The 25,473-nt window shown below is 62.7% G+C and carries 20 protein-coding genes, 2 other RNA genes and 2 pseudogenes; 12 read left to right on the top strand and 12 right to left on the bottom strand.

Annotated elements, in window-relative coordinates:
• Positions 1-28: 28 nt before the first annotated feature.
• Both J5I97_RS16075 and J5I97_RS16070 read right to left on the bottom strand, forming a co-directional pair.
• Positions 29-2,674 carry a hybrid sensor histidine kinase/response regulator gene (locus J5I97_RS16075; protein ID WP_208587582.1) on the bottom strand — a complete coding sequence of 882 codons (2,646 nt, stop codon included), beginning with the start codon at positions 2,672-2,674 and terminating at the stop codon, positions 29-31.
• Positions 2,675-2,887: 213 nt separating this feature from the next.
• Complete coding sequence (locus tag J5I97_RS16070) at positions 2,888-4,060, bottom strand: OprO/OprP family phosphate-selective porin (RefSeq protein ID WP_208587581.1); 1,173 nt, start codon at positions 4,058-4,060, stop codon at positions 2,888-2,890.
• A gap of 299 nt (positions 4,061-4,359) precedes the next feature.
• Here J5I97_RS16070 and J5I97_RS16065 point away from each other — a divergent pair, with 299 nt between their 5' ends.
• Together J5I97_RS16065 and J5I97_RS16060 are read left to right on the top strand one after the other, a co-directional pair.
• Positions 4,360-5,706 carry a dicarboxylate/amino acid:cation symporter gene (locus J5I97_RS16065; RefSeq protein ID WP_208587579.1) on the top strand — a complete coding sequence of 449 codons (1,347 nt, stop codon included), beginning with the start codon at positions 4,360-4,362 and terminating at the stop codon, positions 5,704-5,706.
• Positions 5,707-5,905: 199 nt separating this feature from the next.
• Positions 5,906-8,200 carry an NADP-dependent malic enzyme gene (locus tag J5I97_RS16060; RefSeq protein ID WP_208591786.1) on the top strand — a complete coding sequence of 765 codons (2,295 nt, stop codon included), beginning with the start codon at positions 5,906-5,908 and terminating at the stop codon, positions 8,198-8,200.
• A gap of 70 nt (positions 8,201-8,270) precedes the next feature.
• Here the strand turns inward: J5I97_RS16060 and J5I97_RS16055 are convergent.
• Positions 8,271-8,346: non-coding RNA, sX9 sRNA (locus J5I97_RS16055), on the bottom strand.
• A gap of 61 nt (positions 8,347-8,407) precedes the next feature.
• Between J5I97_RS16055 and J5I97_RS20135 the strand changes: the two are divergent.
• Both J5I97_RS20135 and J5I97_RS16045 read left to right on the top strand, forming a co-directional pair.
• Positions 8,408-8,689: pseudogene (locus J5I97_RS20135) on the top strand (ABC transporter permease); the annotation flags it as partial.
• Positions 8,690-8,849: 160 nt separating this feature from the next.
• Positions 8,850-9,203, top strand: a complete 354-nt coding sequence (locus J5I97_RS16045; protein WP_208591783.1) for a DMT family protein — start codon at positions 8,850-8,852, stop codon at positions 9,201-9,203.
• Between the two features lie 102 nt (positions 9,204-9,305).
• Here the strand turns inward: J5I97_RS16045 and J5I97_RS16040 are convergent.
• From J5I97_RS16040 to J5I97_RS16030, 3 genes and pseudogenes are all read right to left on the bottom strand, one after another.
• Positions 9,306-9,381, bottom strand: a non-coding RNA gene (locus tag J5I97_RS16040) — sX9 sRNA.
• Positions 9,382-9,440: 59 nt separating this feature from the next.
• Positions 9,441-9,680 carry a hemin uptake protein HemP gene (hemP, locus tag J5I97_RS16035; protein WP_208591782.1) on the bottom strand — a complete coding sequence of 80 codons (240 nt, stop codon included), beginning with the start codon at positions 9,678-9,680 and terminating at the stop codon, positions 9,441-9,443.
• Between the two features lie 352 nt (positions 9,681-10,032).
• Positions 10,033-11,014, bottom strand: a pseudogene (locus J5I97_RS16030) (aldo/keto reductase).
• Between the two features lie 322 nt (positions 11,015-11,336).
• Between J5I97_RS16030 and J5I97_RS16025 the strand changes: the two are divergent.
• From J5I97_RS16025 to J5I97_RS15990, 8 genes are all read left to right on the top strand, one after another.
• Complete coding sequence (locus tag J5I97_RS16025) at positions 11,337-12,635, top strand: NupC/NupG family nucleoside CNT transporter (RefSeq protein WP_208587577.1); 1,299 nt, start codon at positions 11,337-11,339, stop codon at positions 12,633-12,635.
• Between the two features lie 90 nt (positions 12,636-12,725).
• The gene (locus J5I97_RS16020; protein ID WP_208587575.1) at positions 12,726-13,682 is read left to right on the top strand and encodes a ribokinase; all 957 of its coding nucleotides are present in this window, start codon (positions 12,726-12,728) and stop codon (positions 13,680-13,682) included.
• A gap of 564 nt (positions 13,683-14,246) precedes the next feature.
• Positions 14,247-15,134: a TPM domain-containing protein gene (locus J5I97_RS16015; protein ID WP_208587572.1), complete on the top strand. Its 888-nt coding sequence runs from the start codon at positions 14,247-14,249 to the stop codon at positions 15,132-15,134.
• Complete coding sequence (locus tag J5I97_RS16010) at positions 15,134-15,625, top strand: TPM domain-containing protein (RefSeq protein WP_208587571.1); 492 nt, start codon at positions 15,134-15,136, stop codon at positions 15,623-15,625. Before J5I97_RS16015 ends, J5I97_RS16010 begins: the two co-directional genes overlap by 1 nt.
• 52 nt (positions 15,626-15,677) lie before the next feature.
• The gene (gene lgt / locus J5I97_RS16005; RefSeq protein ID WP_208587570.1) at positions 15,678-16,568 is read left to right on the top strand and encodes a prolipoprotein diacylglyceryl transferase; all 891 of its coding nucleotides are present in this window, start codon (positions 15,678-15,680) and stop codon (positions 16,566-16,568) included.
• Positions 16,565-17,359 carry a thymidylate synthase gene (locus J5I97_RS16000; RefSeq protein ID WP_208587569.1) on the top strand — a complete coding sequence of 265 codons (795 nt, stop codon included), beginning with the start codon at positions 16,565-16,567 and terminating at the stop codon, positions 17,357-17,359. Before lgt ends, J5I97_RS16000 begins: the two co-directional genes overlap by 4 nt.
• Before the next feature lie 66 nt (positions 17,360-17,425).
• Positions 17,426-17,713, top strand: a complete 288-nt coding sequence (locus J5I97_RS15995) for a hypothetical protein (RefSeq protein ID WP_208587568.1) — start codon at positions 17,426-17,428, stop codon at positions 17,711-17,713.
• The gene (locus tag J5I97_RS15990) at positions 17,710-18,204 is read left to right on the top strand and encodes a dihydrofolate reductase (protein WP_208587567.1); all 495 of its coding nucleotides are present in this window, start codon (positions 17,710-17,712) and stop codon (positions 18,202-18,204) included. The genes J5I97_RS15995 and J5I97_RS15990 overlap by 4 nt, the downstream gene beginning before the upstream one ends.
• Positions 18,205-18,256: 52 nt before the next feature.
• On the opposite strand, the gene J5I97_RS15985 is transcribed toward J5I97_RS15990, so the two are convergent.
• The 6 genes from J5I97_RS15985 to lptD all read right to left on the bottom strand — a co-directional run bounded on the left by J5I97_RS15985 (position 18,257) and on the right by lptD (position 25,352).
• A complete protein-coding gene (locus J5I97_RS15985; RefSeq protein ID WP_208587566.1) occupies positions 18,257-19,201 on the bottom strand; it encodes a symmetrical bis(5'-nucleosyl)-tetraphosphatase in 945 nt (314 codons plus the stop codon).
• A 28-nt stretch (positions 19,202-19,229) separates the two neighbouring features.
• On the bottom strand, positions 19,230-19,613 hold the full coding sequence (gene apaG / locus J5I97_RS15980) for a Co2+/Mg2+ efflux protein ApaG (protein ID WP_208587565.1): 384 nt from the start codon (positions 19,611-19,613) through the stop codon (positions 19,230-19,232).
• 37 nt (positions 19,614-19,650) lie between these two features.
• The gene (gene rsmA / locus J5I97_RS15975; protein ID WP_208587563.1) at positions 19,651-20,439 is read right to left on the bottom strand and encodes a 16S rRNA (adenine(1518)-N(6)/adenine(1519)-N(6))-dimethyltransferase RsmA; all 789 of its coding nucleotides are present in this window, start codon (positions 20,437-20,439) and stop codon (positions 19,651-19,653) included.
• 116 nt (positions 20,440-20,555) lie between these two features.
• The gene (gene pdxA, locus J5I97_RS15970; protein ID WP_208587561.1) at positions 20,556-21,527 is read right to left on the bottom strand and encodes a 4-hydroxythreonine-4-phosphate dehydrogenase PdxA; all 972 of its coding nucleotides are present in this window, start codon (positions 21,525-21,527) and stop codon (positions 20,556-20,558) included.
• Between the two features lie 4 nt (positions 21,528-21,531).
• Positions 21,532-22,926 (bottom strand): peptidylprolyl isomerase, encoded by a 1,395-nt coding sequence (locus tag J5I97_RS15965; protein ID WP_208587559.1) that lies wholly within the window; start codon positions 22,924-22,926, stop codon positions 21,532-21,534.
• The gene (lptD, locus tag J5I97_RS15960; protein WP_371885793.1) at positions 22,923-25,352 is read right to left on the bottom strand and encodes an LPS-assembly protein LptD; all 2,430 of its coding nucleotides are present in this window, start codon (positions 25,350-25,352) and stop codon (positions 22,923-22,925) included. Before lptD ends, J5I97_RS15965 begins: the two co-directional genes overlap by 4 nt.
• Between the last annotated feature and the right edge of the window lie 121 nt (positions 25,353-25,473).

The raw sequence follows: 25,473 nt of genomic DNA, 5'->3' as shown, positions 1-25,473 counted from the left end.
ATCCTGCCAGCAAGCGCAGCGTGCCGCATCACCTACGCCGCAGCAGCATCTGCGTTATTAGAGCACGTAGTGCGGGCGGGCGGACCGGCTTGGACAGAAAGCCCCATCCCGATTCCTGTGCGTGTACGCGCAAGGCCGGATCGGGCTCTGCAGTCACCAGGATAATGCGGGGCTCGCGCTGCCAGCGTTCCACCAGCTGCGGCAGCAGTATGGGGCCGTAGTGCTCGCCCATGCGCACATCCAGCAACAGCAATTCCGGCACGTCGTCGGCGTTGGCGCTGACCAATGCATCGTCGGGGCCGCCAGCGAAATCCACACGGCATTCCAAGCGTTCAAGCAGCGCGCGGGTGGCCTCGCAGACACGCGGGTCGTCGTCCACACACCACACCCGGCAACCGTGCAGGATGGGGTCGTTGCCGTGCTCTGCATTGGTGGCAGGCGGCGGCAACCGCGCAGCGATCGCGGCGCGTTCGCCCAGCGGCACGGTGACCGAAAACACGCTGCCGCCACCCAGGGTAGAGCGCAGGCCGATGCTGTGGCCGAGCAAGCGGCCGATGCGTTCGACGATGGCCAGTCCCAGGCCTGCGCCGCGATCGTTGGCCACACCGTCGTCCAGGCGGCGGAATTCCTCGAAGATTTGATGTTGCAAGGCTTCGGGAATGCCGGGTCCTTGGTCGTGCACTTCGATACGCAGCCAGCCACCGCGGCGACGGCAGCCGATCAGTACGCGCCCACGCGGCGTGTAGCGAATGGCGTTAGACAGAAAGTTCTGCAGGATGCGACGCAGCAGATTTTCATCGCTCAGCACCACTGCGGAGGTCGGCACCCAATCCAGCACCAGGCCGCGGTCTTCGGCGAGGATGCCGAACTCGCGCGCCAACGTTTCCAGCAACGGGGCGATGGCGAAATCGCGCACCTGCGTTTTCAGGCTGCCGGCTTCCAGGCGCGAGATGTCCAGCAGGCTGTTGAGGATGGCGTCCTGCGCAGCCAGCGCACTTTCGATGTTGTCGACTGCGCGCGCGGTGCCCGCTTCCTGCACGCGCCCACGCAACACGGAGACGAACATGCGTGCGGCGTTGAGCGGCTGCAGCAGATCGTGCACGGCCGAGGCGACGAAGCGGGTCTTGTAGCGGTTGGCGCTTTCTGCCTCGCGCTTGGCCGCAGCCAGATCGCGGGTGCGTTCGGCGACGCGATGTTCCAATGCGTCGGCCAACGAGCGCAGTTCGCGTGCGGCGTTCTTGTAGCTGGTGATGTCGGCGTAGCTGGTGACGAATCCGCCATCGGGCAGCGGATTGCCACGGATTTCCAATACCGTGCCGTCTTCTTTCTCACTTTCGCGCATATGCGGTTTGCCGCTGCGCAGATGGTTGAGACGGCGTTCGATGGCCGCTTCGATCGGTCCCGGCCCGAGCAAGCCGCGGCGTGCATTGAAGCGAAACAGGTCCTCGATCGGGCGGCCGATCCTGAGCAGCTCGGGCGGGAAGCGGAACAGCTCCACATAGCGCGAATTCCACGCCACCAGATTGAGCGCATCGTCGATCACCACCACGCCTTGCGGCAGATGTTCCAGGCTGCGGCTCAGGCCGGAATTGGCCTGTTGCGCGGCGGTGACCACCCGGTCCTGTGCAGTGCGCAGTTCTTCGGCGTGTTGTTGCAACAAGGTTTCCAGCTCATGCCGGCTGCGCTGGCGCAACGCCGACAGCCGCCGCTGCTGCTGCACGAACAACCACAACAATGCCAGCGCCAACCAGGCACCTGCAGCGGCAATCGCGCCGGCGCGCCCGGCGGCGGCACTGGCGCGGGTGTCGTGCAGCAGATGCAGGCGCCAGCCGCTTTCCGGCACTTCCAGGGTCTGCCACAGCACGGGCGCGCTGAGCGGCGGGTCGCGGATTTCGGCCAGCACACCGCCGACGCCGGTCTGCTCGATCAGCCGACGCCGCAGCGGCAGCAAGCCCTGATCGGCGTACTGACGTGTGCTCTGCAATTGACTGCGATCGCGTTGGTTCAGCGGGGCGAGCATGCGGTAGCGCCATTCGGGGCGGCTGGCCAGAAACACCACATCGTGCGCATCGGAGGCCAGCACGATATCCGGTGTCTGCAGCCATTCACGCTCCAGTGCAGCCAGCGCGATCTTGATCACCACCACGCCTTGCACCTTGCCTGCGGGACCGACGATGGCCTGCGACAGGAAATAGCCCGGCTCGCTGGTGGTCATGCCGATGCCGTAGAAACTGCCGCTGCCGGTAGCCAACGCCTGCTGATAATAAGGACGGAATGCGTAGTCCACCCCCACGTTGCTGTGTGTGGCCTGCCAGTTGCTGGCCGCCAATGCAATGCCATCGTGGTTGATCAGTGTCAGCGTGGAGGACTGGGTGACGTTGTTGGCAAGCTTCAGTTTGCGATTGAGCTGTTCCACCTGCTCGGGCGACAACGGGCCGGAGACCGCAGCGCGTAGCTCCGGGTCCAGCGCTAGAATCTGCGGCAGCGTGCGATAGCGATCGATGCGCTGCTGCAGCGCCTGCGCATACAAGCGCAGCTGACGCCGCACGGTGGCACTTTCGTCGTGCAAGGCACTTTGTTCGACGAAGTGCCCGGCCGCGAGCATGGCCACGAACATTCCGCCCAGCACCATTGTCGAGGTGAGCAGCAGGCGGCGGCGTTGCGAGGCGTACATATGACAAGTATGGCGGTCTGCCCCGGCATCGCGCAGCTCTCGGCTCGCCAACCATCGCATCAGTCATCACAGACAACCGCCACAAACGACTGCGGCCGCACTCTCAGCGAGGATGCGGCCGCATGAGCACACGCGCTGGTGTGCGTTACCACGTTGCAGCGGGCGCAGACACTGGGCGGCGTCAGCCGCCCAGTGCATCGCCATTAGGGATGCCTAGAACTGCACCTGCGCACGCAGTTCCATCACGTGCGGGGTCTCATGGACGCCATTGCGCGAGGCATCTACCCAGCTGTAGTTGGCCTGGAACTTGAAGTGGCTGGTGAGATACCAGTTGGCGCCGATGGTGGTGTTGTGCTGACGGCCACCATGGACGTTGTTGTCTTCCAGATTCAGGCGGCTGTAGCGGGCAGTCAGCTCGACCGCGCCGTAGTCGTGCGCCGGCTTGATGTTGCCGGGTAAGCCGCTGGCGTAGGTGCGCGACTCGCCGGTCAGCGTCCAGGTGCCATAAACGTATTGGCCCTGTGCGATGAAGTGCGGCAGTCCTTCGTTACGCGCCACTTCGGCGCGTAGTGCTTCGCTCTGCAGCGAGAACGGGCCGTGGATCCAGACCGCTTCCAGGCCGGTGCGGATTACGTGGTCCACACCGACAATGGTGCCGGTGTCGATCAAACGCACGTCGGTCAGGCCGGCTTCCGGTCGGGCACGCAGGCGCACACGCGGGCTGAAGGACACACCGCGGCCGTCACTGAAGCCGCGTGGGTTTTCGACCGAGCCGGCGATGCCTAGATGCAGCACCTCGCCTTCGGCCTTGATCGGGGTCCACACCGCATGCATGGCCTGAGTGGTGCCAGGATTGTCACCCTGCAGATCCTTACCGCCGTAGGCGCCGGCCTGCAGCAGGTACTCCTGGCGTTCCAGGGTCCATTCCATGCCGGTACGGCGGCCCTGGTACACCGCCTGCACCGGCAGGCTCTGTTCCATGAAACTGCCCACGCGCGAGCTCTGCACCGCTTCCAGACCCACCGGCACCTTCATGTAGCCCAGGCGCACTCGGCCGTAATCCTGGCCCAGCAGCGCCTTGGTCTCGACGCGGAAGAACACGTCCAGCCACAGCTTGGATTCGAAGTCGAAATTCACCATGGCGTCGTAGACGCCCTTTTTCTTGATGGTGGCACCCAATTCCTTTCGGCGAAAGTCGGTACGGTCTTCGAGGCGGTCGTCATTGTAGAAGTTGTTGTCGTCATAGGCGAACGTGCCGAACACCCCAAGCTCGGTACCATCACCGAAGGTGTACTTGGTTGGCCAGTTTTCGAGCGAGGTGGCTGCATTGGCGGCAGCGGGCGCGGCGGCGATGGCCAACGCAAGAAGGAGCGGATTGATGCGCATAGGAGTTATCTTCGGCAATGAGAAGGGGCCGGGCATCCTGCCATGGCCGTCGCAATGAATGACTTCAGCAAGCGCGCAGATTCGGACGACGACGGTACAGAATCGGTGTCTGCGTTGAACTGGATCAACGACCGGCAGCGGCGCGGCTGAAGTGTAAGCTGACGTTCAGCCGGTGGGCAATGACCGGTGGGCAATAAATAGTACCAATGGGCTATCGGCCCCAGCTGCAACGTCCGGCCAGAATGTATGCATCGGGTGCCTGCTCAGGCGCCTTACTTGTGTTCCCTCGGAGTGGTGTCATGAACATCAGCAAGCCTGCCGGCCCCTTGCCGGCGTCCGTCCCCTTCTACCGCCAGCTGTACTTCCAGGTGGTGGTGGCGATCGTTCTGGGTGCCCTACTGGGCTACTTCGAGCCGGCCTTCGCCGAAAGCCTCAAGCCGCTGGGCGATGCCTTCATCAAGCTGGTGAAGATGATCATCGCCCCGGTGATCTTCCTGACCATCGTCACCGGCATCGCCGGCATGACCCACCTCAAGACAGTGGGCCGGGTCTTCGCCAAGTCGATGGCCTACTTCCTGTTCTTTTCCACGCTGGCGTTGATCGTGGGCATGATCGTGGCGCACGTGGTGCAGCCCGGCGCCGGCATGAACATCAACCCGGCCGAGCTGGATCAGAGCGCGGTCAACACCTACGTGCAGAAGTCGCACGAGCTGAGCCTGGTCGGCTTTTTGATGGACATCATCCCCGTCACGCTGATTGGCGCGTTCGTAGACGGTAACATCCTGCAGGTGCTGTTCGTGGCGGTGTTGTTCGGTATCGCTCTGGCCCTGGTCGGCGAGCGTGGTCGCCCGGTGCTGAGCTTCCTGGAAGCGTTGACCGCCCCGATGTTTCGCCTTGTGCATATGCTGATGAAGGCCGCGCCGATCGGTGCGTTCGGCGCCATCGCCTTCACCATCGGCAAATACGGCCTGGAATCGCTGATCAATCTGGCTTGGCTGGTGGGCTCGTTTTACCTGACATCGCTGTTCTTCGTGCTGGTGATCCTGGGCCTGGTCTGCCGGTTTTGCGGCTTTTCGGTGCTCAAACTGATTCGCTACCTCAAGGCCGAGTTATTGCTCGTGTTGGGAACTTCTTCGTCGGAGTCGGCATTGCCGTCGCTGATGGAAAAGATGGAAAAGGCCGGCTGCGAAAAGTCGGTGGTGGGCCTGGTGGTGCCGACCGGCTACTCGTTCAATCTGGATGGCACCAACATCTACATGAGCCTGGCTGCGCTGTTCATCGCCCAGGCCACCAACGTTGACCTGAGCCTGGGTCAGCAGATCACCTTGTTGGCGGTGGCGATGCTTAGCTCCAAGGGTGCGGCGGGCGTGACCGGCGCCGGCTTCATCACCCTGGCCGCCACGTTGTCGGTGGTGCCAGACGTGCCGGTGGCCGGTATGGCGCTGATCCTGGGCGTTGACCGCTTCATGAGCGAGTGCCGCTCGCTGACCAACTTCATCGGCAATGCGGTCGCCACCGTGGTGGTGTCGCGCTGGGAAAATGCGCTGGACCGCGACCAGCTCAAGCGGGTGCTGGACGGTGTCTCGCTGTCGCTGCAGGCACCGGTGGCCTCGCGCGAGGTCGTCGCACCGATCAGCCTGCGCTGACGGCTCCTACGGCCCTGTGTCCCTTCGGTAATGTCGGCGGGATGTACGTCCGTTTTCCTATTGATCACGCCCTTGGCCGCACCGCGCGATGCGCTGCAGGATGCGATCTCCCTGTCGCGCTGACAGCTGCGTGACAGGCCCTTGTTCAGGCAGGAGGGTAGAATTCAGTCCTTCTGCGCCCTTGAGAACCACACAGCCGATGTCCAACGACGACTTCAAACAGGCAGCCCTCGACTACCACCGCCAGCAGCCGGCCGGCAAGCTCCGAGTCACTGCGACCAAGCCGATGCTGACCCAGCGCGATCTGTCGCTGGCGTATTCGCCGGGCGTGGCCTTCGCCTGCGAGGCGATCGTCGAAGAACCCACTCAGGCCAGCGAGCTCACCGCACGCGGCAATCTGGTGGCGGTGATCACCAACGGCACCGCCGTGCTGGGCCTGGGCAATATCGGCCCGCTGGCCTCCAAGCCGGTGATGGAAGGCAAGGGCGTGCTGTTCCAGAAGTTCGCCGGCATCGATGTCTTCGATATCGAGATCAACGAGAACGACCCGGACAAGCTGGTCGACATCATCGCCAGTCTAGAGCCGACCTTCGGCGGCATCAATCTGGAAGACATCAAGGCGCCGGAATGCTTCATCGTCGAGCGCAAGCTGCGCGAGCGCATGAATATTCCGGTGTTCCATGACGACCAACACGGCACCGCAATCATCGTCGGCGCGGCGGTGCTCAACGCGCTGGTGGTCACCGGCAAGAAGATCGAAGAGGTCAAGCTGGCCACCACCGGCATGGGCGCAGCCGGAATCTCCTGCGTCAACATGCTGGTCTCGCTTGGCTTGAAGCCGGAGAACATCCTGGCGCTGGACCGCGACGGCGTGATCCACACCGGCCGCACCGATCTGGATCCTGACAAGCAGCGCTACGCACGCCACACCGACAAGCGCACGCTGGCCGAAATCGTCGAAGGCGCGGACATCTTCCTGGGCCTGTCGGCGGCCGGTATCCTCAAGCCGGAAATGGTCGCCACCATGGGGCGCCAGCCGGTGATCTTCGCACTGGCCAATCCCAACCCGGAGATCACCCCGGAAGTGGCCAAGGCGGTGCGTCCGGATTGCATCATCGGCACTGGCCGGTCTGACTATCCGAACCAGATCAACAACGTGCTGTGTTTCCCGTATCTGTTCCGCGGTGCGCTGGACGTGGGCGCTACCGGCATCAATGAAGAAATGAAGATCGCCTGCGTCAAGGCGATTGCTGCCATGGCGCGCCGGGAGGCCTCCGACCTGGGCGCAGCCTACGGTGGTGAAACTCCGAGTTTCGGTCCGGACTACCTGATTCCGCGTCCGCTGGACCCGCGCCTGTTGGTGGAGTTGTCCTCCGCCGTTGCGCAGGCAGCGATGGATTCGGGCGTGGCCACGCGCCCGATCGCCGACATGGAGGTCTACCGCGACAAGCTTGGCCAGTTCGTCTACCGCACCAGCCTGATGATGAAGCCGGTCTACGACCGCGCGCGCGCCGACAAGCAGCGCGTGGTGTATGCCGAAGGCGAAGAAGAAGTGGTGCTGCGCGCGGTGCAGAACGTGGTCGACGAAGGCTTGGCCTTCCCGATCCTGATCGGCCGCCCGGACGTCATCGAAGCGCGTATCGAGCGCATGGGCCTGCGCCTGACCGCCGGCGTGGACTTCGAAATCACCAACATCCTCGACGACCCGCGCTTCAACGAATACTGGCAGTACTACCATGCGCTCACCGAGCGGCGCGGCGTGACCGTCACCGCCGCCAAGGAGCTGATGCGTTCGCGTCCGACACTGATTGCCGCGGTGATGGTGGCGCGCGGCGAAGCCGATGCGATGCTGTCGGGCGTGGTCGGCCGCTTCCACAAGAAGCTGGGTTACGCGCGCAGCGTGATTCCGCTGGAACCGCGCGTAAGTTCCACCTCGGCGATGACCGGCGTGATCAACCAGCTAGGCGTGTTCTTCTTCCTGGATACGCACGTGCAGGAAGACCCGACCGTGGAGCAAGTGGTGGAAGCGACCTTGCAGGCCGCCTATCGCCTCAAGTTGTTCGGCATCGAGCCCAACATCGCGCTGCTTTCACACTCCAACTTCGGCAGCCACGACTCGCGCGACGCGCTGAAGATGCGCCAGGTGCGCGAGGCCCTGCTCAAACGCAAGCCCGAGCTCAACATCGACGGCGAAATGCAGGGCGACACGGCCTGGGACGAAGCGCTGCGCAAGCAGATCATGCCCAATAGCACCTTGAAGGGCCGCGCCAACCTGTTCGTGCTCCCGAATCTGGAAGCGGCCAACATCGCCTACAACCTGGTGCGCGTGTTTACCGACGGCGTGGCGATTGGCCCGATCCTGATGGGAATCTCCAAACCGGTGCACATCCTCACCACCAGCGCCACCTCACGCCGCGTGATGAACATGACCGCCATCGCCGCAGTAGACGCGCAGATCCGCAAGCAGCGCGATGCCGAGAAGAGCGCTGCTTAGAAGAGCAACGGCTGACGCCGCTACCAAGGTTACCGGTGGGGATGTGATCCGCCTGCGATCATGTAAGAGTGGCTAGCAAAACGTAGCTAGCAGTCGTCAGGTGGGTGCGGACGGCGCGGAGGAACCGGAGTGTACGCATGGTACATGCCGTTCCGAGCACCGACCGCGCCCGCATTGCGACTTGCCAGTAGTTTGGATAGCCGCTCTAACTACGGGCTGCGTGGGCCGCGCTATGTGGCGCAGTCGCCGATTCCGGCGGCGTTGCCGGCAATCCTGTCCGGTTGAAGATCGGTCTGGGCCTTCGCTTGGCGCGCGGCCGAGCTGGTGTTCGGTGCCGCCTCCGGCCAAGGGGGGCTGGTTTGGTAAATTTTTCAGAACAGCAACGGGCTGTATACCGACCGCGTGTTCGCCGGCCTAGCGATGGTGATCGTGCTGGTCTTGCTGGTGGAGGGGGGGCAGGCGACCGAGCGGCTGGCCCTGCGCCGCTGAGCCATTCAGCGCTAGGGCGTGGCTGGGGGCGCACCGATTGCTTTACTAGGCGTCTTGCTTCGCCGCACCGCTGGACCCCAGCGCATCTCAACCCGAAGTGCATAACACGCTCTAACGGGGCTGGCTTATGCTGCCTGCCCCTTACCTGCCTTCTGCCTTCATGCCCACCGCACCCTTCGCCGCTTACCTGTATCCGCTCCTGCTGCTGCTCGCCAGCAATGTGTTCATGACCTTCGCTTGGTACGGACATTTGAAGTACAAAAATACGCCGCTGATGATCGCGATCCTGGTCAGCTGGGGCATCGCGTTCTTCGAATATTGCCTGCAGGTACCGGGCAACCGACTGGGCAGCGCGGTTTACTCCGCGCCGCAGCTCAAGGGCATGCAGGAAGTGATCACGCTGCTGGTGTTCGCCTGCTTCTCCACATTTTACCTGGGGCAGTCGTTGAAGTGGAATCACTGGGCTGCGTTCGGATTGATTCTGGTGGCGGCGTTCTTGATGTTCAAGGAATAACTGCATCTCCTGTAGAAGCGCGTTGGCGTGCGATGAGGCGTTACCGGTGACGCTTCACCGCAGGCCAGCCCGCTTCTACACATCAGGCGATCCATTTAAAATGGCTAACAAAACGTAGCGAGCAGTCACCAGGCTGGCGCGGACGGCGCGGAGGAACCACGGTGTACGCATGATAAATGCCCATTCCGAGCACCGGCCACGCCCGCTTGACGGCGCGAAACCGTTCTGTCCGCTAATTTACTTGGTGAGGATGAGCTTGTCGTTGCTGGTATGGCGCAGGCGATAGATGCGGTCGCCATGCTGGATCAGCACTTCGCGACGGCCCTTGAGCAGCGCCTCGCTGCTGATGAGGTCTTCTGTAGGGACAGCACGCGCAACAGCGCGGTCGCGCAGGTTGACCGGTTCGGAGTGAAGCAGCACGGGTTGAGCGGTCATGATCCGGATCTCCAGTCGGTTGGCCGTACAAATAATAACCATTCTCATTTGTTTATCAACAGTTATTCTCATTTAATCAGCTGAATTTCTGGATGGAACAATAGCTTTCGATTCGTGCGATCAATCGATCCGTCGCGCTTTTGATGCTGACGTTGTCCAGCGCGCACAAAGCGTCAGGGCCTTGCCTCTAGCCGAAGCGTCGCGTAATCCAGACTTGCCAAGCCTCTTAGAGACACCTGCTGGCAAGGCAGCAGCGCATCGCAATGCCGCGTCTTGGATGCTTCTACGCTCGGACGTGCGTGTAACACCAAGCAGGCAATCTGCGCGCAATGGCCGACAAGACTGCCATCGGGCATGAGCTTGCTCCGGCGTAGCCCACCCGAAGTGCGCTCGTTCAGCGCGTTGCAGCCTCCACCCGCGCCCAACTAGCTTCATCGACCTGGCTCAACGTCTTCAGTGCGCCGAGGTTTTCTTCCAACTGAGCCACCCGGCTGGCGCCGAGGATCACCGTGGATACATGCCGATTGCGTAAGCACCAGGCGATGGCCAGACGTGCCGGCGACTGGCCAAGTTCGGCAGCTAGCGTGCACAACGTGCGGGCGCGTTCGAGTCGTCGCGCTTCCGATGCGCCCAGGACTTGGTCCTGCAGCCATTGATTGCCCGGTCGACCCAGCCGGCTATCGGCATCCACGCCGGCGTTGTACTTGCCGGGCAACAGGTCCGAAGCCAGCGGCGACCAGATCGTGGTGCCTACCCCGTTCTCGCACAGCGGCGCGTATTCCTGTTCCAGCCGCTCGCGGTGGAGCAGGTTGTACTGCGGCTGCTCCATCGCTGGCGCATGCAAGTGTTCCTGCTCGGCGATGGCGATGGCGGCGCGCAACTGAGCTGCACTCTATTCGGAAGTTTCCCAGTACAGCAGCTTGCCCTGGCGTATCAGCGCATCCATGGCGCGCACGTTTTCCTGATATCGGAGGGTGTCCGGATCCGTCCGGTGGCAGAAGTACAAATCCAGATAGTCCACCCGCAGGTGCTTGAGCGCGGCATGGCAGGCGTCGGTGACATGCTTGCGCGAAAGTCCACGCTGGGTCGGGCATGGGCTGTCCACCGCACTGAAAAATACTTTGCTCGACACGCAATAGCCGTCGCGCGGTAAGCGCAGATCGGCGATCACATCGCCCATTAATTCTTCAGCGCGACCGCATGCATAGACCTCAGCATTGTCGAAGAAATTGATGCCGTTGTCCCAGGCGGCGGCGATCAGGTTGCGCGCTTCGCTGCGCTCGATCTGCTTGCCGAAAGTGACCCAGGCCCCGACAGGCCCCGAACGACAAAGCCGATAGTTGCAGCCCGGTAGAACCCAGACGACGGTAGTGCATTGGCAGACTCCAACAACCTCCACAGCGCCCTGCCACGGATCGGCCTACGCAGTGGAGGACGTCGCGTTGCCGGGGCGACAGGGCGTGGTGTGTGCGGCACCGCCCACAGACCACCCCCGCGTACGATGTCTGCCGATTTTGTGCGAATGCTTCGGTCACTGAGGGCGTTTGCACGTGTATCGGCACGGGACACGCCGCACGTAGCCCTCGCCGCATTTCGACCGCGGGCCGATGGCGAGCATCTGAACACTGGTCGCCTTGCCCGCTGTCACCCCCTGCTCTAGGCTTGCCCTTTTGTCGTCAGTAGTCGCCGGGGATTGGAATGGTCGAAGGTTTGGGACGGATCGGTTTCGGCCTGTTCGGTCTGGTGGTACTTATCGGCATCTCCTGGCTGTTTTCGACCAACCGCCGCGCGATCGATTGGAAGCTGGTCGCCACTGGTCTGGCGTTGCAGATTTCATTCGCCGCACTGGTGCTGTTGGTGCCGGGTGGGCGCGATGCGTTCGACTCGCTGGGCAGGGGTTTCGTCAAGGTGCTGAGCTTCGTCAATGAGGGGTCTACCTTCATTTTCGGCAACCTGATGAACATCGACAGCTACGGCTTTATTTTTGCGTTCCAGGTGCTGCCCACCATCATCTTTTTCTCCGCGCTGATGGGCGTGCTTTACCACCTGGGCGTGATGCAGGTGGTGGTGCGTGCGATGGCGTGGGCGATCACCAAGGTGATGCGTGTGTCCGGTGCGGAAACCACCAGCGTGTGCGCCAGCGTGTTTATCGGCCAGACCGAAGCGCCGCTGACGGTGCGCCCTTACATCCCCAAGATGACCCAATCCGAACTGCTGACGATGATGATCGGCGGCATGGCGCATATCGCCGGCGGTGTGCTCGCCGCGTACGTGGGCATGCTCGGCGGCAGCGATCCGGCGCAGCAGGCGTTCTATGCCAAGCACCTGCTTGCCGCCAGCATCATGGCCGCGCCCGCCACGCTGGTGGTCGCCAAACTGCTGGTGCCGGAAACCGGCACCCCGCTGACCCGCGGCACGGTCAAGATGGAAGTCGAAAGGACCACCAGCAATGTCATCGATGCGGCTGCGGTCGGTGCTGGCGATGGTTTGCGCCTGGCACTGAACATCGGCGCGATGCTGCTGGCCTTCATCGCGCTGATCGCATTGATCAACGCACCGCTGACCTGGCTGGGCGAGATCACGGGCGCCGCCGCAGTGCTGGGCCGTCCGACCAACCTGTCGACGATCTTCGGTTACGTGCTGGCGCCTATCGCTTGGGTGATCGGCACACCGTGGGTGGATGCGACGACAGTCGGTTCGTTAATCGGCCAGAAGGTGGTGGTCAACGAGTTTGTCGCTTACAGCGAGTTGTCGCGGATCGTGAAGGGCGAAGCGCCAGGCGTCGGCCTGAGCGCCGAAGGCCGGTTGATCGCCACGTATGCCCTGTGCGGCTTCGCCAACTTCAGCTCGATTGCGATCCAGATCGGCGGTATCGGCGGGCTGGCGCCGGAACGTCGTCACGATCTGGCCAAGTTCGGTCTGCGTGCGGTGCTCGGCGGTTCGATCGCCACCTTCATGACCGCTACCATTGCCGGCGTACTCTCGCAGTTCGGTTAAGGCGGCGCGGGTTCATCGGTGTGACTGTCTAATCGCCGCACGCCGCGTTTCTTCCATTCATTCAAGTCAGTCATTCAAGCAAGGGTATTTATGAGTTCGGTCGTCGTTGTCGGGTCCTTCAATGTCGATCACGTGTGGCGCTGTGATGTCCTGCCCGCCCCAGGCGCCACCATCGCTGGTCGCTACAGCACCGGTCCAGGTGGCAAGGGGTTCAACCAGGCAGTCGCGGCTGCACGTGCCGGCGCCAAGACGCACTTCCTGTGCGCGCTGGGCGATGATGCCGGCGGTGCGCTGGCACGTTCGCTGGCCGCGCAGGATGGGTTCGCGCTGATCGCCGAGCCAAGCAATGAGCCGACCGGCACCGGTGGCATCTATGTCGATGGGCACGGTCGCAACACCATCGTGATCGGTGCCGGCGCCAATTCGGTGCTGAGCCCGGGCTTTGTCGACAACCAGCGCGCGCTGGTTGCCTCGGCACGCGTGCTGCTGGCGCAGTTGGAATCGCCGGCAGAAACCGTCGAGTCGGCCCTGGCACTGGCGCGCGAATGCGGCGTGCCGACCGTGCTCAACGCAGCGCCGGCCAATGCACCGACCTCGATCGGCTTGCTCAAGCTGTCGGATGTGTTGACACCCAACGAAACCGAATTCGCCGCACTGCTCGGTCGCCATGTCGGCGAGCGCATCAATGCCGATGATGTGGCAGCGTTGGACGGCAACACGCTGCACTCGCTGTGCCGCAAGTTACTGCCAGGCGGCACCGTGGTAGTGACGCTGGGCGCGGTAGGCGCCTTCATTTCGCACGCCGAAGACCAGCTGCGTGGGGATACTGCGGCGCATTACCGCGTGGGTGCGGAAAGCGCGCAGACGGTGGACACCACCGGTGCTGGGGACGCATTCAACGGCGCGCTGGTGGCCTCGCTGGCGCAATCGGCCAACGCCAGCTTCATCGCCCATGTGCGCTTTGCCACTCGCTATGCTGCACGCTCCACCGAAGTGGAAGGCGCTGCATCGTCGATGCCGCGCATGCTGCCTGACGCAGCAGTCTGATGCGCAAATACGCTATGTCGTCGACGAAGGCGGTCGCAGCCATGCTGTCGCCTTCTGCGTTGAGGGTATGGCCTGCATAGCCGACGCACTTGACCTGTGATTCACAGCACATCCCGCTCGGCACGCACAGTCACCTGTCGGGCGATCCATTGCTTGCTGACATCGATCCCAACATCGTGAGACATAAAAAACTCCGCTATGCTCGAAGGGTCGACAGTCCTCCTGCGGCTGCCCAGCCTGATCGTTACGCGTGCCAACTCCAGCAACTGTTCGGGCGTTTGCCTGGGGAGTCCGGTGTGGCGACTTCGCTCTCCCGCAGTCGTTCAGACCAGTGGATCATCGGTCGACCAGCCGGCTCTCGACGTACCCATCTGGCACATCGCCAGCAGACAAGGGGTTGGGGAGGGTACGGGGCGTAGCTCTCGCGTCGTTCCAACTGCACGAGCTTTGCTCATACCCTTAACTCTGCTCCTACGGGGCACCATTCTCCCCATGAAGGGGACCAAGGTCCCAGAGGGAGAAGGAACAGCTGCATGTCGGTGCCAATCAGCTAGGAGTTTTGTAATGCGACAAAAGCACAGCTGGGTGTTGTGGATGATGCTTCTGCTTCTGCTGCCGGCCTCGTTGCTTGCGCAGGATCTGGCAGCCATTCCGCCGCTGCGCTCGCCGGTGGTCGACGTCACCGGCACGCTGGATGCGGCGCAGATCCAGCAGCTGGAACAGCAAGCGCTGGCCTTGCAGCAACGCAAGGGCGCGCAGTTGCAGATTTTGATCGTGCCAACGACGCAGCCTGAGGAGATCGAGCAGTATACCCAGCGCGTGTTCGACCAGTGGAAGATCGGTCGCAAAGGCGTGGATGATGGCGTGCTGCTGCTGGTGGCCAAGGACGATCGCCGGGTGCGGATCCAACCCGGTTACGGTCTGGAAGGTGCGATCCCTGACATCGTGGCCAACCGCATCATCCAGGAGTATCTGGCGCCGCGCTTCCGTGAGGGCGACTACGGCGGCGGCATCCGCGATGCGACAGCGACGCTGGCTGGCCTGATCGAAGGCGAGGCCTTGCCGGAGCCGGTCAGCGGGCATGCCGGTGGCGGTTTGGGCAGTGGCGCAGGCGGCTGGATCATTGCGTTGTTCATTGGGTTTGTGGTCTCGATGGTGGCGCGCGGTATTTTGGGCGCCTTGCCGCGCCCGTTGCGCGCGTTGCTGACCGGCATTGCTGCAGGTGGCGTCGCCTTGCTGTTTACCTCGTTGCTGTTTGCCAGCGTTGGTTCGGCAGTGATCGGCTTGCTGGCGGGCCTGGCTTCCGGTTCGCCGGGGCGCTTTGTCGGCGGCGGGGGCTGGGGCGGTGGTGGGTTCGGTGGGTTTGGAGGCGGCGGCCGTGGGGGTTTCGGCGGCGGCTGGGGTGGGGGTGGGGGATCATCGGGAGGCGGTGGCGCCTCGGGGAGTTGGTAATGCGGTGGCTCAGGCATGTTTTCGCGCCGTCGGCGCAGCGCAGTTTTCCAGCCCCCTGCATGGCGGCCATCGCAGCGGCGGTGACTGCCAGCGAGCGCACCCATACCGGTCAAATTATGGTCGCGATGGAAGCCGATCTGCCGCTTGGCCCGCTCTGGCACGGGCAGACCGCCCGCCATCGCGCAGAACAGGCCTTCGCGCAATTGCGCACCTGGGACACCGAAGCCAATAACGGCGTATTGATCTACCTGCTGCTGGCCGATCAAGCCATCGAAGTGGTCGCCGACCGTGGCCTGCGCAGTCGTGTGCTGGACACCCATTGGGCGGAGGTGTGCCGGCGCATGCAGCAGTTCCTGCGCGATGGCCAAAACGAAGCGGCGGTATTGGCCGGGATCGAGGCGGTGACTGAGCTGTTGACCGAGCATTTTCCTGCCGATGCCTGCGCGCAGCATGAAGACGAGCTGCCCGATCGTCCACAGCGCTTAGGCTGAGCGCGCGCGAGGTGTCAGAATAGCCGCCTCGTTTTTGTGATCCGCGGTCCGCATGATCTATCTGCACGCCATCGACCCCATCGCTTTCTCGCTTGGCCCGGTGCAGGTGCATTGGTACGGCCTGATGTATTTGGCGGCCTTCTTCTCCGCCTGGGCGCTGGGCCGCTCGCGCATCCTGCGCGGTCGCCTGCCCGGTGTGGACATGGACGGATTCTCCGACCTGCTGTTCTATGGCATGCTCGGCGTGGTGCTGGGCGGTCGCATCGGCTACATGTTGTTCTATGCGTTCGACAGCTTGCTGGCCAATCCGCTGATCCTGTTCAAGGTGTGGGAAGGCGGCATGAGTTTCCACGGCGGTCTGCTTGGCGTGCTGTTCGCCTGCTGGCTGTGGGCGCGCAAGCATGGGCTGCACTTCTTCGACGTCATGGATTTTGTCGCGCCATTGGTGCCGATGGGACTGGGCTTCGGGAGGCTCGGCAATTTCGTCGGCGGCGAGTTGTGGGGCAAGTTCACGCAGGCCGGTTGGGGCGTGATCTTTCCGCATGCGCCGGAATTGGCGGACCAATTGCCGGCACAACTCCAGGCGCTGTACGCCGCCGGTGCGCTAGACCAGTTCGCGCGTCACCCCTCGCAGTTGTACGAAGCCGCACTCGAAGGCGTGGTGATGTTCGTGGTGTTGTGGGTGTTCTCAATGCAGCCGCGTGCGCGCTATGCGGTGTCGGGGATGTTTGCGCTGCTGTATGGCGCGTTTCGTTTCAGCGTGGAATTCGTCCGCGTGCCTGATGCGCCGATCGGCTACCTGGCCTTCAATTGGCTGACGATGGGGCAGATTCTGAGCTTGCCGCTAATCATCGGTGGCCTGGTGTTGCTGGCGCTGTCGCGCCGCGCACCGGTGTTGCAGCCGGTCATGGTGGACGCAGCCATGGCGGGGGCCGCGAAGTGAAGCCGTATCTGGACCTGCTGCAGCATGTGCTGGAGCACGGAGCCGAGAAGTCCGATCGCACCGGCACCGGTACGCGCAGCGTGTTCGGCTGGCAAATGCGCTTCGACCTCAACGCAGGCTTTCCGCTGGTCACCACCAAGAAGCTGCATCTGCGCTCTATCATTCACGAGTTGCTGTGGTTTTTGCAGGGCGACACCAATATCGGTTATCTTAAGGACAACCAAGTCCGCATCTGGGACGAGTGGGCCGATGCCGATGGCAATCTCGGTCCTGTCTACGGTAAGCAGTGGCGGCGCTGGACCGGCCCGGACGGCATCGAGATCGACCAGATGCAATGGTTGGTGGACGAGATCAAGCGCAATCCCGATTCGCGCCGGCTGGTGATCAGCGCCTGGAACGTTGGCGAACTGCCGCAGATGGCATTGATGCCATGCCACAGCTTGTTTCAGTTCTATGCGGTCGACGGCAAGCTCAGTTGCCAGCTCTATCAGCGCAGCGGCGACATCTTTCTCGGCGTGCCATTCAACATCGCCAGCTACGCGCTGCTGACCCATATGGTGGCCCAGGCGACCGGCCTGGGGGTAGGCGATTTTGTGCATACGCTGGGCGACGCACATCTTTATTCGAATCACTTCGAACAGGCGCGCGAACAGCTGACACGTACCCCGCGTGGGCTGCCGACCCTGCGTTTGAATCCGGACGTGACCGATCTGTTTTCGTTCCGCTTCGGCGATATTGCCATCGAGGGCTATGACCCGCATCCGGCGATCAAGGCGCCGGTGGCGGTGTGAACGACTCATCTCGATTAGTGAGACGTGAGCATGGCACGCTGACCTTCACTTGAGAGAGGACGTGTCATGGCTAAGAATTCGATCAAAGCAAGAGAAAAATTGGCTGACTCGCTGATGGCGATGCAGGCAAGTCTATTTGTCAATGTGACAAGCGTCGTTCTGATTGCACCGATCGGATTTTTCAGTGTTTCGATCTACAAAGGCGAACGTTTGGATCTGATGAATTTTTTCGGTGGAAATTCGTCTGTTGCTATGGGAGGCATTTTTGTTTGCTACCTCGCAACCCTTTTCTTTGGAATGCTTGGCCGGCGCGCTGCTATAAAAATCTATAACAGCCTTTATCCTGACGCATGAAAATCACCCTCATCGTCGCCTTCGACCATAACAACGCCATCGGTCGCGACAACGACTTGCCGTGGAAATTGCCGGACGATCTCAAGCGCTTCAAGGCGCTGAGCATGGGCAAGCCGATCCTGATGGGGCGCAAGACCGCGCAGTCGTTGGGGCGTGCCTTGCCCGGGCGATTGAATCTGGTGCTGACCCGTTCCGGGCAGGTGCCGTTCGAAGGCATGCAACCGGTAGCGTCGCTGGAGCAGGCAATCGAACGCGCCGAGCAGGATGGCGCGCAGGAACTGTGTGTCATCGGCGGCGGTGAGGTGTATCGGCTGGCGATGGAGCGTGCAGATCTGCTGGCCGTCACAGAGGTGGCTACCGCAGTGGACGGTGCCGACACGCATTTTCCGCCGATCGACCCGGCCGTGTGGGTGCCAACCAGTCGCGAACCGCATCCTGCCGATGACCGACATGCGTTTGCGTTCTCGTTCATCGATTACCTGCGCCGCTGAGCGGTGCGCGCCGCCAAGTCCGCTGTCAGTGAGGGCTTGGGCGACATGCCGATCATTCCTGTGACGCGTCGGTTGGTTGTTCGGCGTTATTGGCATTGCCACGGTTGCCACGTGAGCGCTGCCGCCCCTGGCGCTCGCGCGGGCAATCTGGCGCGCGTGCTACAGGCGCCGGCCCGGTTACCTCGCGTCCCGGCACCTGCACCACCCGCAATTGGTCGGTATCCAGCTGCAGGGCAGTGAGTTTGCCGCCCCACACCGCGCCGGTATCGATGGCATGCACTCCCTGGGTGATGGTCAGCCCGAGCGCGGACCAATGCCCGCAGACGATCTTCAGATCGCGCTCGACCCTGCCCGGCACTTCGAACCACGGGTACAGACCCTGCGCCTGCGTGCCCGGCGTGCCCTTGGCGTCGGTGGCGATGCGCCCGCGCGGCGTGCAATAGCGCATGCGCGTGAACAGATTGATGATTGCGCGGCTGCGGTCGTAACCGTTCAGGCCCGGTGACCAGCCCGGCTGATCGCCGTACATATTGCGTAGCAGTTTGCGATAGCCGCCGCCCTGCAGTTGCTGCTCGACCTCGCGTGCATGCTTCTCGGCCAGTTGCGTGGTCCACTTCGGTGCCAGCCCGGCATGGATCATCATCCAGCCCAACGAGCGATCCGCATGCGCCAACTTCTGCATACGTAGCCAGTCGAGCAGCACGTCGCGATCTTCGGCCAGCACGACGCGCAACAGATCCGGATTGACCTTGCGCTGTTCTTCTTCCGAACGTGCGCCGATCGCCAGCAGCGACAGATCGTGATTGCCCAGCACCACCACGCTGTGGTCGCGCAGCGAATGCACCAGGCGCAGCGTTTCCAGTGATTGACCGCCGCGGTTGACCAGATCGCCGCAGAACCACAGCGTGTCCTGTGCGGGATCGAAATTGATTTTTTCCAGCAGTCGCTGTGTGATGTCGTAGCACCCTTGCAGGTCGCCGATTGCCCAGACGCTCATTGCGCGCGCTCCATCAGTCCAACATCCTTCAGTGCAGCGTCCTGGGTACGCTCAGCACGAAGGCGGCGATCAGGGCGGTGAATTCGGTGCCATCGTCGGCCACCATGTCATAGTGGCCTTGCATCTGTCCCTGCTCGGTCTCCAGCAGCACGCCGGAGGTGTAATGGAAGACCTCGCCCGGTCGCAGCCATGGCTGTTCGCCAACCACGCCTTCGCCATGGACCTGCTCGGTGCGGCCGTTGGCGTCGGTGATCTGCCAATGACGCGCGATCAAGCGCGCAGGCAAGGCGCCTGCATTCTGGATGCGGATGCTGTAGGCAAAGGCATAACGGCCTTTGTCCGGTGTGGATTGATGAGCGAGGAAGCGGGGCGAAGCCTCGACCTCGACCCGATAACGCGGATCATCGTGCATGGCAAAAAGTCTAAATAAAAGCGTGTGGGAGCGGCGCTCAAGCCAGCTCGACATTGGCCAGACGGATAAAATCCGCGACCTCAAGCTGTTCGGCGCGTGCGTCCGGGCGCACCTGCGCGGCTTCGAAATGGGCCGGCTCGCAGACGTGGGACAAGGCATTGCGCAAGGTCTTGCGCCGCTGCCCGAAGCCGGCGCGCACCACATCGGCGAAGCGGCGGCGATCCTTGATCAGCACGGTGGCCGGGTCGCGTGGCACCAGCCGCACTACCGCAGAGTCCACCTTCGGCGGCGGCCGGAACGCACCCGGCGGCACCATGAATAACGCGCTCACCTCGCAATACGCCTGCAGCATCACGCTCAACCGCCCGTAGACCTTGCTGCCGGGGCCGGCGGCCATGCGGTCGACGACTTCTTTTTGCAGCATGAAGTGCATGTCGGCCACGGCGGCGGCATGGTCCAGCGCATGGAACAGGATCGGTGAGGAAATGTTGTAGGGCAGGTTGCCGACAAGGCGGATCGGCCTGTCATTGGCCAGTGCGGTGAAATCCACGCTGAGCACATCGCGATGGATGATGCTAAGTTCGCCGATCGGTGCAGCGGCCTCGGTCAATGGCGCGATCAAATCGCGGTCGAACTCGATGACGGTTAATGCGCCGTGCTTGCGCAGCAGCGGGAAGGTGATCGCGCCCTGGCCAGGGCCGATTTCGACCAAGTGCTGGCCGGCGCGCAGGTCCACTGCCTGTACGATGCGGTCAATGTAATACCGGTCGGCAAGAAAGTGCTGGCCAAGCGACTTCTTGGCCGGTGCGCTGAAAGAAGAATTCATCCGCGCAGTTTAACGGAGGCAGCGCTTACACGCGGCGTCGCTTTCACGTGCGGATGGTTCGGCAGATGGGCCGCGTGTACGATGCGGCGACTCCATCGCACGCAATGACGTGTCGCTCAGTCGAGTGCCGCCAGGTGCGCACACACGTCGGTGGCCGCCATCAGGCTGGACGGGTCGGCAATCCCGCGTCCGGCAAGTTCCAGCGCAGTGCCATGGTCCACTGCCACACGCGGGTAGGGCAGGCCGAGGGTGATGTTCACCGCCTGCTCGAAGCCGCTGTATTTGAGCACCGGCAGGCCCTGGTCGTGATACATCGCCACCACCACGTCGAAACCGGTCAATTTCTGCGGCAGGAACGCCGTGTCGGCCGGCAACGGGCCGATCAGCCGCATGCCTTCGCCGCGCAGTTGCTCCAGCACCGGAATGATGATGTCCAGTTCCTCGCGCCCCAGATGCCCGTCTTCGCCGGCATGCGGATTGAGGCCGAGCACGGCAATGCGCGGATGTTCCAGGTCGAAGTCGCGACGCATCGCCGCGTCGGTGATACGCAGGCAACGCGCGACAGCATCGGCGGTGATCGCATCGGCAACCGCGCGCAATGGCAGATGGGTGGTCACCAGTGCGACCCGCACGATCGTATTGGCCAGCATCATCACCACCGGGCAGCCGGCCTGCTCGGCCAGCAACTCGGTAGTGCCGGTGTAGGGGATGCCGCCGGCGTTGATGACTGCCTTGTGCACGGGGCCGGTGACGATCCCCTGCAGCCGGCCGGCTTGGCAGTCACCAGCTGCACCAAGCAAGCCCGCAATCACCGCTGTTGCATTGACAGGATCGGGTATGCCAAAGCGGGTGGGCACGGCTTGGCGAACCGCATGCAATGGCAGATCGCCCGGTGCACGCGCAGGCTGATCGGGATCGAGCAAGCGCACAGACAGCGACAGCGCCTTTGCGGCGCTGCGTAGCGTGTCCGGATCGGCGTAGGCGATCAAGTGCGCATCGGCGCGCGGCTGTTGGGCGAGCCGAACGCAGAGTTCCGGCCCGATCCCAGCCGGCTCGCCCGGCACCAGCGCGAGCGACGGGACCATCATCGACTCAGGGTGTCGGCTTTGCAGGCGGCGGAATCGGTGCCGCAGGCGTAGCAGGTTGCGCCGACTTGGCCGGTGCGGCAGTGTCATCGGCGCGGTCGCCGGTGCGGTAGCTCACATATGCTTCCCCACGCAGTTCCTGCAGGTAGCGGTTGTATTCTTCTTCCAGCTTGCGACGACCGATCGTTTCACGGATCTGCGCACGCTGATTTTCTGCACTGACGTCGGTCTGGCGGCTGCCGACACGCTGCACGATGTGCCAGCCTGCCTGGGTACGGAACGGCTCGGACACTGCGCCATCGGCCAGCCCTTGGACTTGTTTGCCGAAGTCCGGGCCAAATGCGTCGGCCGGGAACCAGCCCAGATCGCCACCCTGACTGCGGGTGTTGGTGTCCTCGGAGGACTCCTTGGCTGTTGCCTGGAAGTCGGAGCCGCCGGCGATGCGTGCACGCAGCGTGTCAATCTTGGCCTTGGCCTGCGCTTCGGTCTGGTTGTCGCCTACACGCACCAGGATGTGGCGTGCGTTGTACTCGGTGACGACCTTCTTCTCGCCGCCAGCATTGGCGTCACGCATTTCCACCAGCTTGAGCAGCTGGAAACCGCTCGGACCACGCAGCGGTCCGGCAACCTGGCCCGGATGCATGTCACGAATCAGCTGGGCGAATGCGTTTGGAATTTCGTCCAGACTGCGCCAGCCCAGATCGCCGCCCTCCAATGCATTGGGGCTATCCGAATAACGCACTGCGGCCGCGGAGAAGTCCAGCTCGCCCTTGTCGATCAAGGCTTTGACGCCATCGACCTTCTTCTGACCAGTGGCGATCTGTTCGGCAGTGGCGCCTTCCGGCAAACCGACCAGAATGTGCGCGAGGTGATATTGACTACCGGTGTTGGCCTGCTGGGCTAGCGCGGTATCCACTTCGCCTTCGCTAACGCTGATGCGGCTTTGCGCAAAGCTCTGGCGCAGACGCTGCACGATGATTTCATCGCGCACCGATGCACGGAAATCGCCGTAACCCATGCCGTCGGCCGTCAGCTTCTGGCGCAGGCCATCTACAGTAGTGCCGTTCTGCTGGGCGATGCTGGCGATGGCGCGGTTGAGTTCCTCGTCGCTGACGCGGATACCGCTGCCATCGGCGCGGCCGACCTGCAGCTTGACCAGCACCACACGCTCGAGCACCTGCCGCCGCAGGACATCGTCCGGCGGCAGTTGGTTTTCGCGACCGGCGTACTGCGACTTGACGTTGCGCACGGCGCGATCAAGCTCGCTCTGCAGCACCACGTCTTCGTCGACAATTGCGACGATGCGATCCAGAGGCTGGGATTGCTGTGCCGAGGCCAACGGCGAAACCGTGCTGGTGATGACCAGCAACGAGGCGAGAAGAACAGAAAAAGGCTTGGTCATGGAATCAGGTTCGGATCGTAATCGTCCGGATTGGTCGTGGTGGTGCTGGGCGGAACCAGGTACAGGTCGTCACGGTAATAGCCGAGAATAGCACGGCGCAAAGTGCGGTCCGTGTTCTGCCCGAACGAGCTCAAGCCCTTCAGCACGAATTCGAACTGGATGGAGTTATCCATCTCGCCATCGCGGTTGCGCACGAACCGGCGTACCAACGCGCGCACGGCCAGGCAGCAGCTGTCCCACTGCACGCCACCGATGATTTCCAGCGGCTTACGGTCCAGCAGCGAATAGTAGTACCGGCCGACCGCGCTCCAGGTGGGATTGATCGGATACAGGAACGAGAAGTCGGTCTGCTTGAGCTGGTCGCTGCCGTTAATGAGGTTGCGACGGTAGCGATACGCCAGATTGATGATGCCGTCGTTGTTGAGCAGGTAGCGCGTGCGCAGGCTAGCCAGATCTTCCTTGCGCGAGTTTGGGTTCCACTGATACGTGGCGCCCATCGACCAGCGGTCGTTGATCATGTAATTGGCGTCGGCCACCCAGGCGGACTTGCCCTGTTCGATGGGCTGCTCGCTGCCGGCAGCGGAATTGGTGCTGTTGTTGATGGTCACCAGCGAATCGTTGAAGTACAGGATCTGGCCCGCACTCAAAGACAATTTTTCGCGGCCATCGTCCTGGCGCAGCCAGCGCGAGGTCACCGCCAGAGTCAGCTGGTTGGCATCGTTCTGACGGTCGGCACCGGTATAGCGCGTGTCGCGGAACAGCTGCCCATAGCTGAAAGTGAACGGGCGGGTGTCGAACACCGGCAGGTCGTCCTGGTCGCGGTACGGCACGTACAGGTAGTACATGCGCGGCTCCAACGTATTGAGATAGTTGGTGCCAAATACCGAGGTCTCGCGGTCGAAATACAGGCCGGCATCCAGCGAGGCGATCGGCAAGCTGCGCGAGGGCGAACGATCGCCGGTCAGCGGCGCGGTATTGGCCAGGGTCGAATCCAGTTGGTATGCGGTATAGCGCCATGCCAAGGTGGGCGTCAGAAACCAGGCCGCGCCCGACAATGGCATCGAGATATACGGTTTGATGTCAAGGCGCGCGCCACTACCGTATTCCTTGTTGCGAGTGTTGGTGCGGACGTAATCGTCTCTGTCGTCCTGGTTAGCATTTCCGCCCCTTGGGGGCTGGACGAAGTAGGAGTCGTCATGCGTAAACCGCACCGCTTCGGCGTACACGCCCGCCTCGAAAATGCCCAACGGCTTTTCCCAGGTGAAATACGCGCGCGGCTGACGGTTGTAGGGCAGCGCCTGCTCATCCAGGGTGTAATCGGTGAGCTGCCAGCGGTCGGCCATCAGGCCTGCGGTCCAAGTCTCGCCGGTGCCGTAGATGCCCACGGTGCTCTGCAGGCTGGAGGCCGAGCCCATGCCGTTCAGGCGGCTGGTGAAATCTTCTACGTAGCGCGTATCGCTGACCCAGGAGATGCTGCTACGCGCCTGCCAGTGGTCGTTGAGGTTGTGATAGCCGCTGTAGAAGACGCTGCCGCGGTCCTTGTCGCGCAGCTTGTCGTTGGGCAGGTAGTTAGCGGTGATTTCGCCGCGACCGCCCTCGTACAGATAACGGAACTCAGTGCCGAACATAAAACCGCGCTTGCTCATGTAGCGCGGCAACAAGGTGGCGTCGTAGTTCGGCGCCAAGTTCAGGTAGATCGGTTGCAGATAATCGAAGCCGTTACGACCGGACAGGCCGAACTGCGGAAACAGCAAACCGGTCTGGCGACGATCGTCGATCGGGAACTTGAACCAGGGGAAATACAGCACCGGCACCTTGCCGATCTGCAGCACCGCGTTGCGTGCGGTGCCGAAGCCTTCTTCGTTGTCGACGTCGATCTCCGGTGCGCGCACGCGCCAGATCGGTTGCGCGGGATCGCAGGTGGTGTAGGTCGAGCGATGCATCTGCCCAACCTGGCCCTGCAGGTCCACCGATTCGGCTGCGCCATTGCCGCGTCGATCCACCAACTGGTAACGGATGTTGGTGACCTTGTGGGCATCGGTGTCCTGATTGCCCTCGGCACGGTCGGCGACCATGCGGAAGGAGGTGTCCTGGTAGCGGACATTGCCTTCGGCGATGTAGTTTCCGGTTTCGGTGTCCATGCGCAGGTTGTCCGCGCCCAGGAACTGGTCGCCACGTTTGAGCGCCACGTTGCCCTGGTATTGCGGGGTGGTGTTGGTGCCGGACAACTGGTCGCCTTCGATGTCGGTCGGCAACTGCTGGCGCATCTCGGCAGCCTTGGCGTCGGCGGCGGGGGCGCCGTCGAAACCGGGCAGCGGGTCCACGGCCGGGCACAATCCCCAGTTCAACGGCTTGTCGGCAGCCATGGCCGGGAGGCAGATGGCAATGCTCAAAGACAGGGGAAACAGGCGGAGAGCTCGGAGCACGCGTGGGTTCAACCAATAAAATGGCAACTAGCTTGCAGCATACCCCGCACAGGGGCAATGAAGAGCTTTGGCGCAGGTAAGGGTGAGGTTCATTGCAACCGGTAGCGCGACTGGCGCGCCT

Source organism: Xanthomonas fragariae, from assembly GCF_017603965.1.
Lineage (GTDB): Bacteria > Pseudomonadota > Gammaproteobacteria > Xanthomonadales > Xanthomonadaceae > Xanthomonas > Xanthomonas fragariae_A.
Note: the sequence above shows the minus strand (reverse complement) of the source record. Positions and strands in the feature narration are given on the sequence as shown.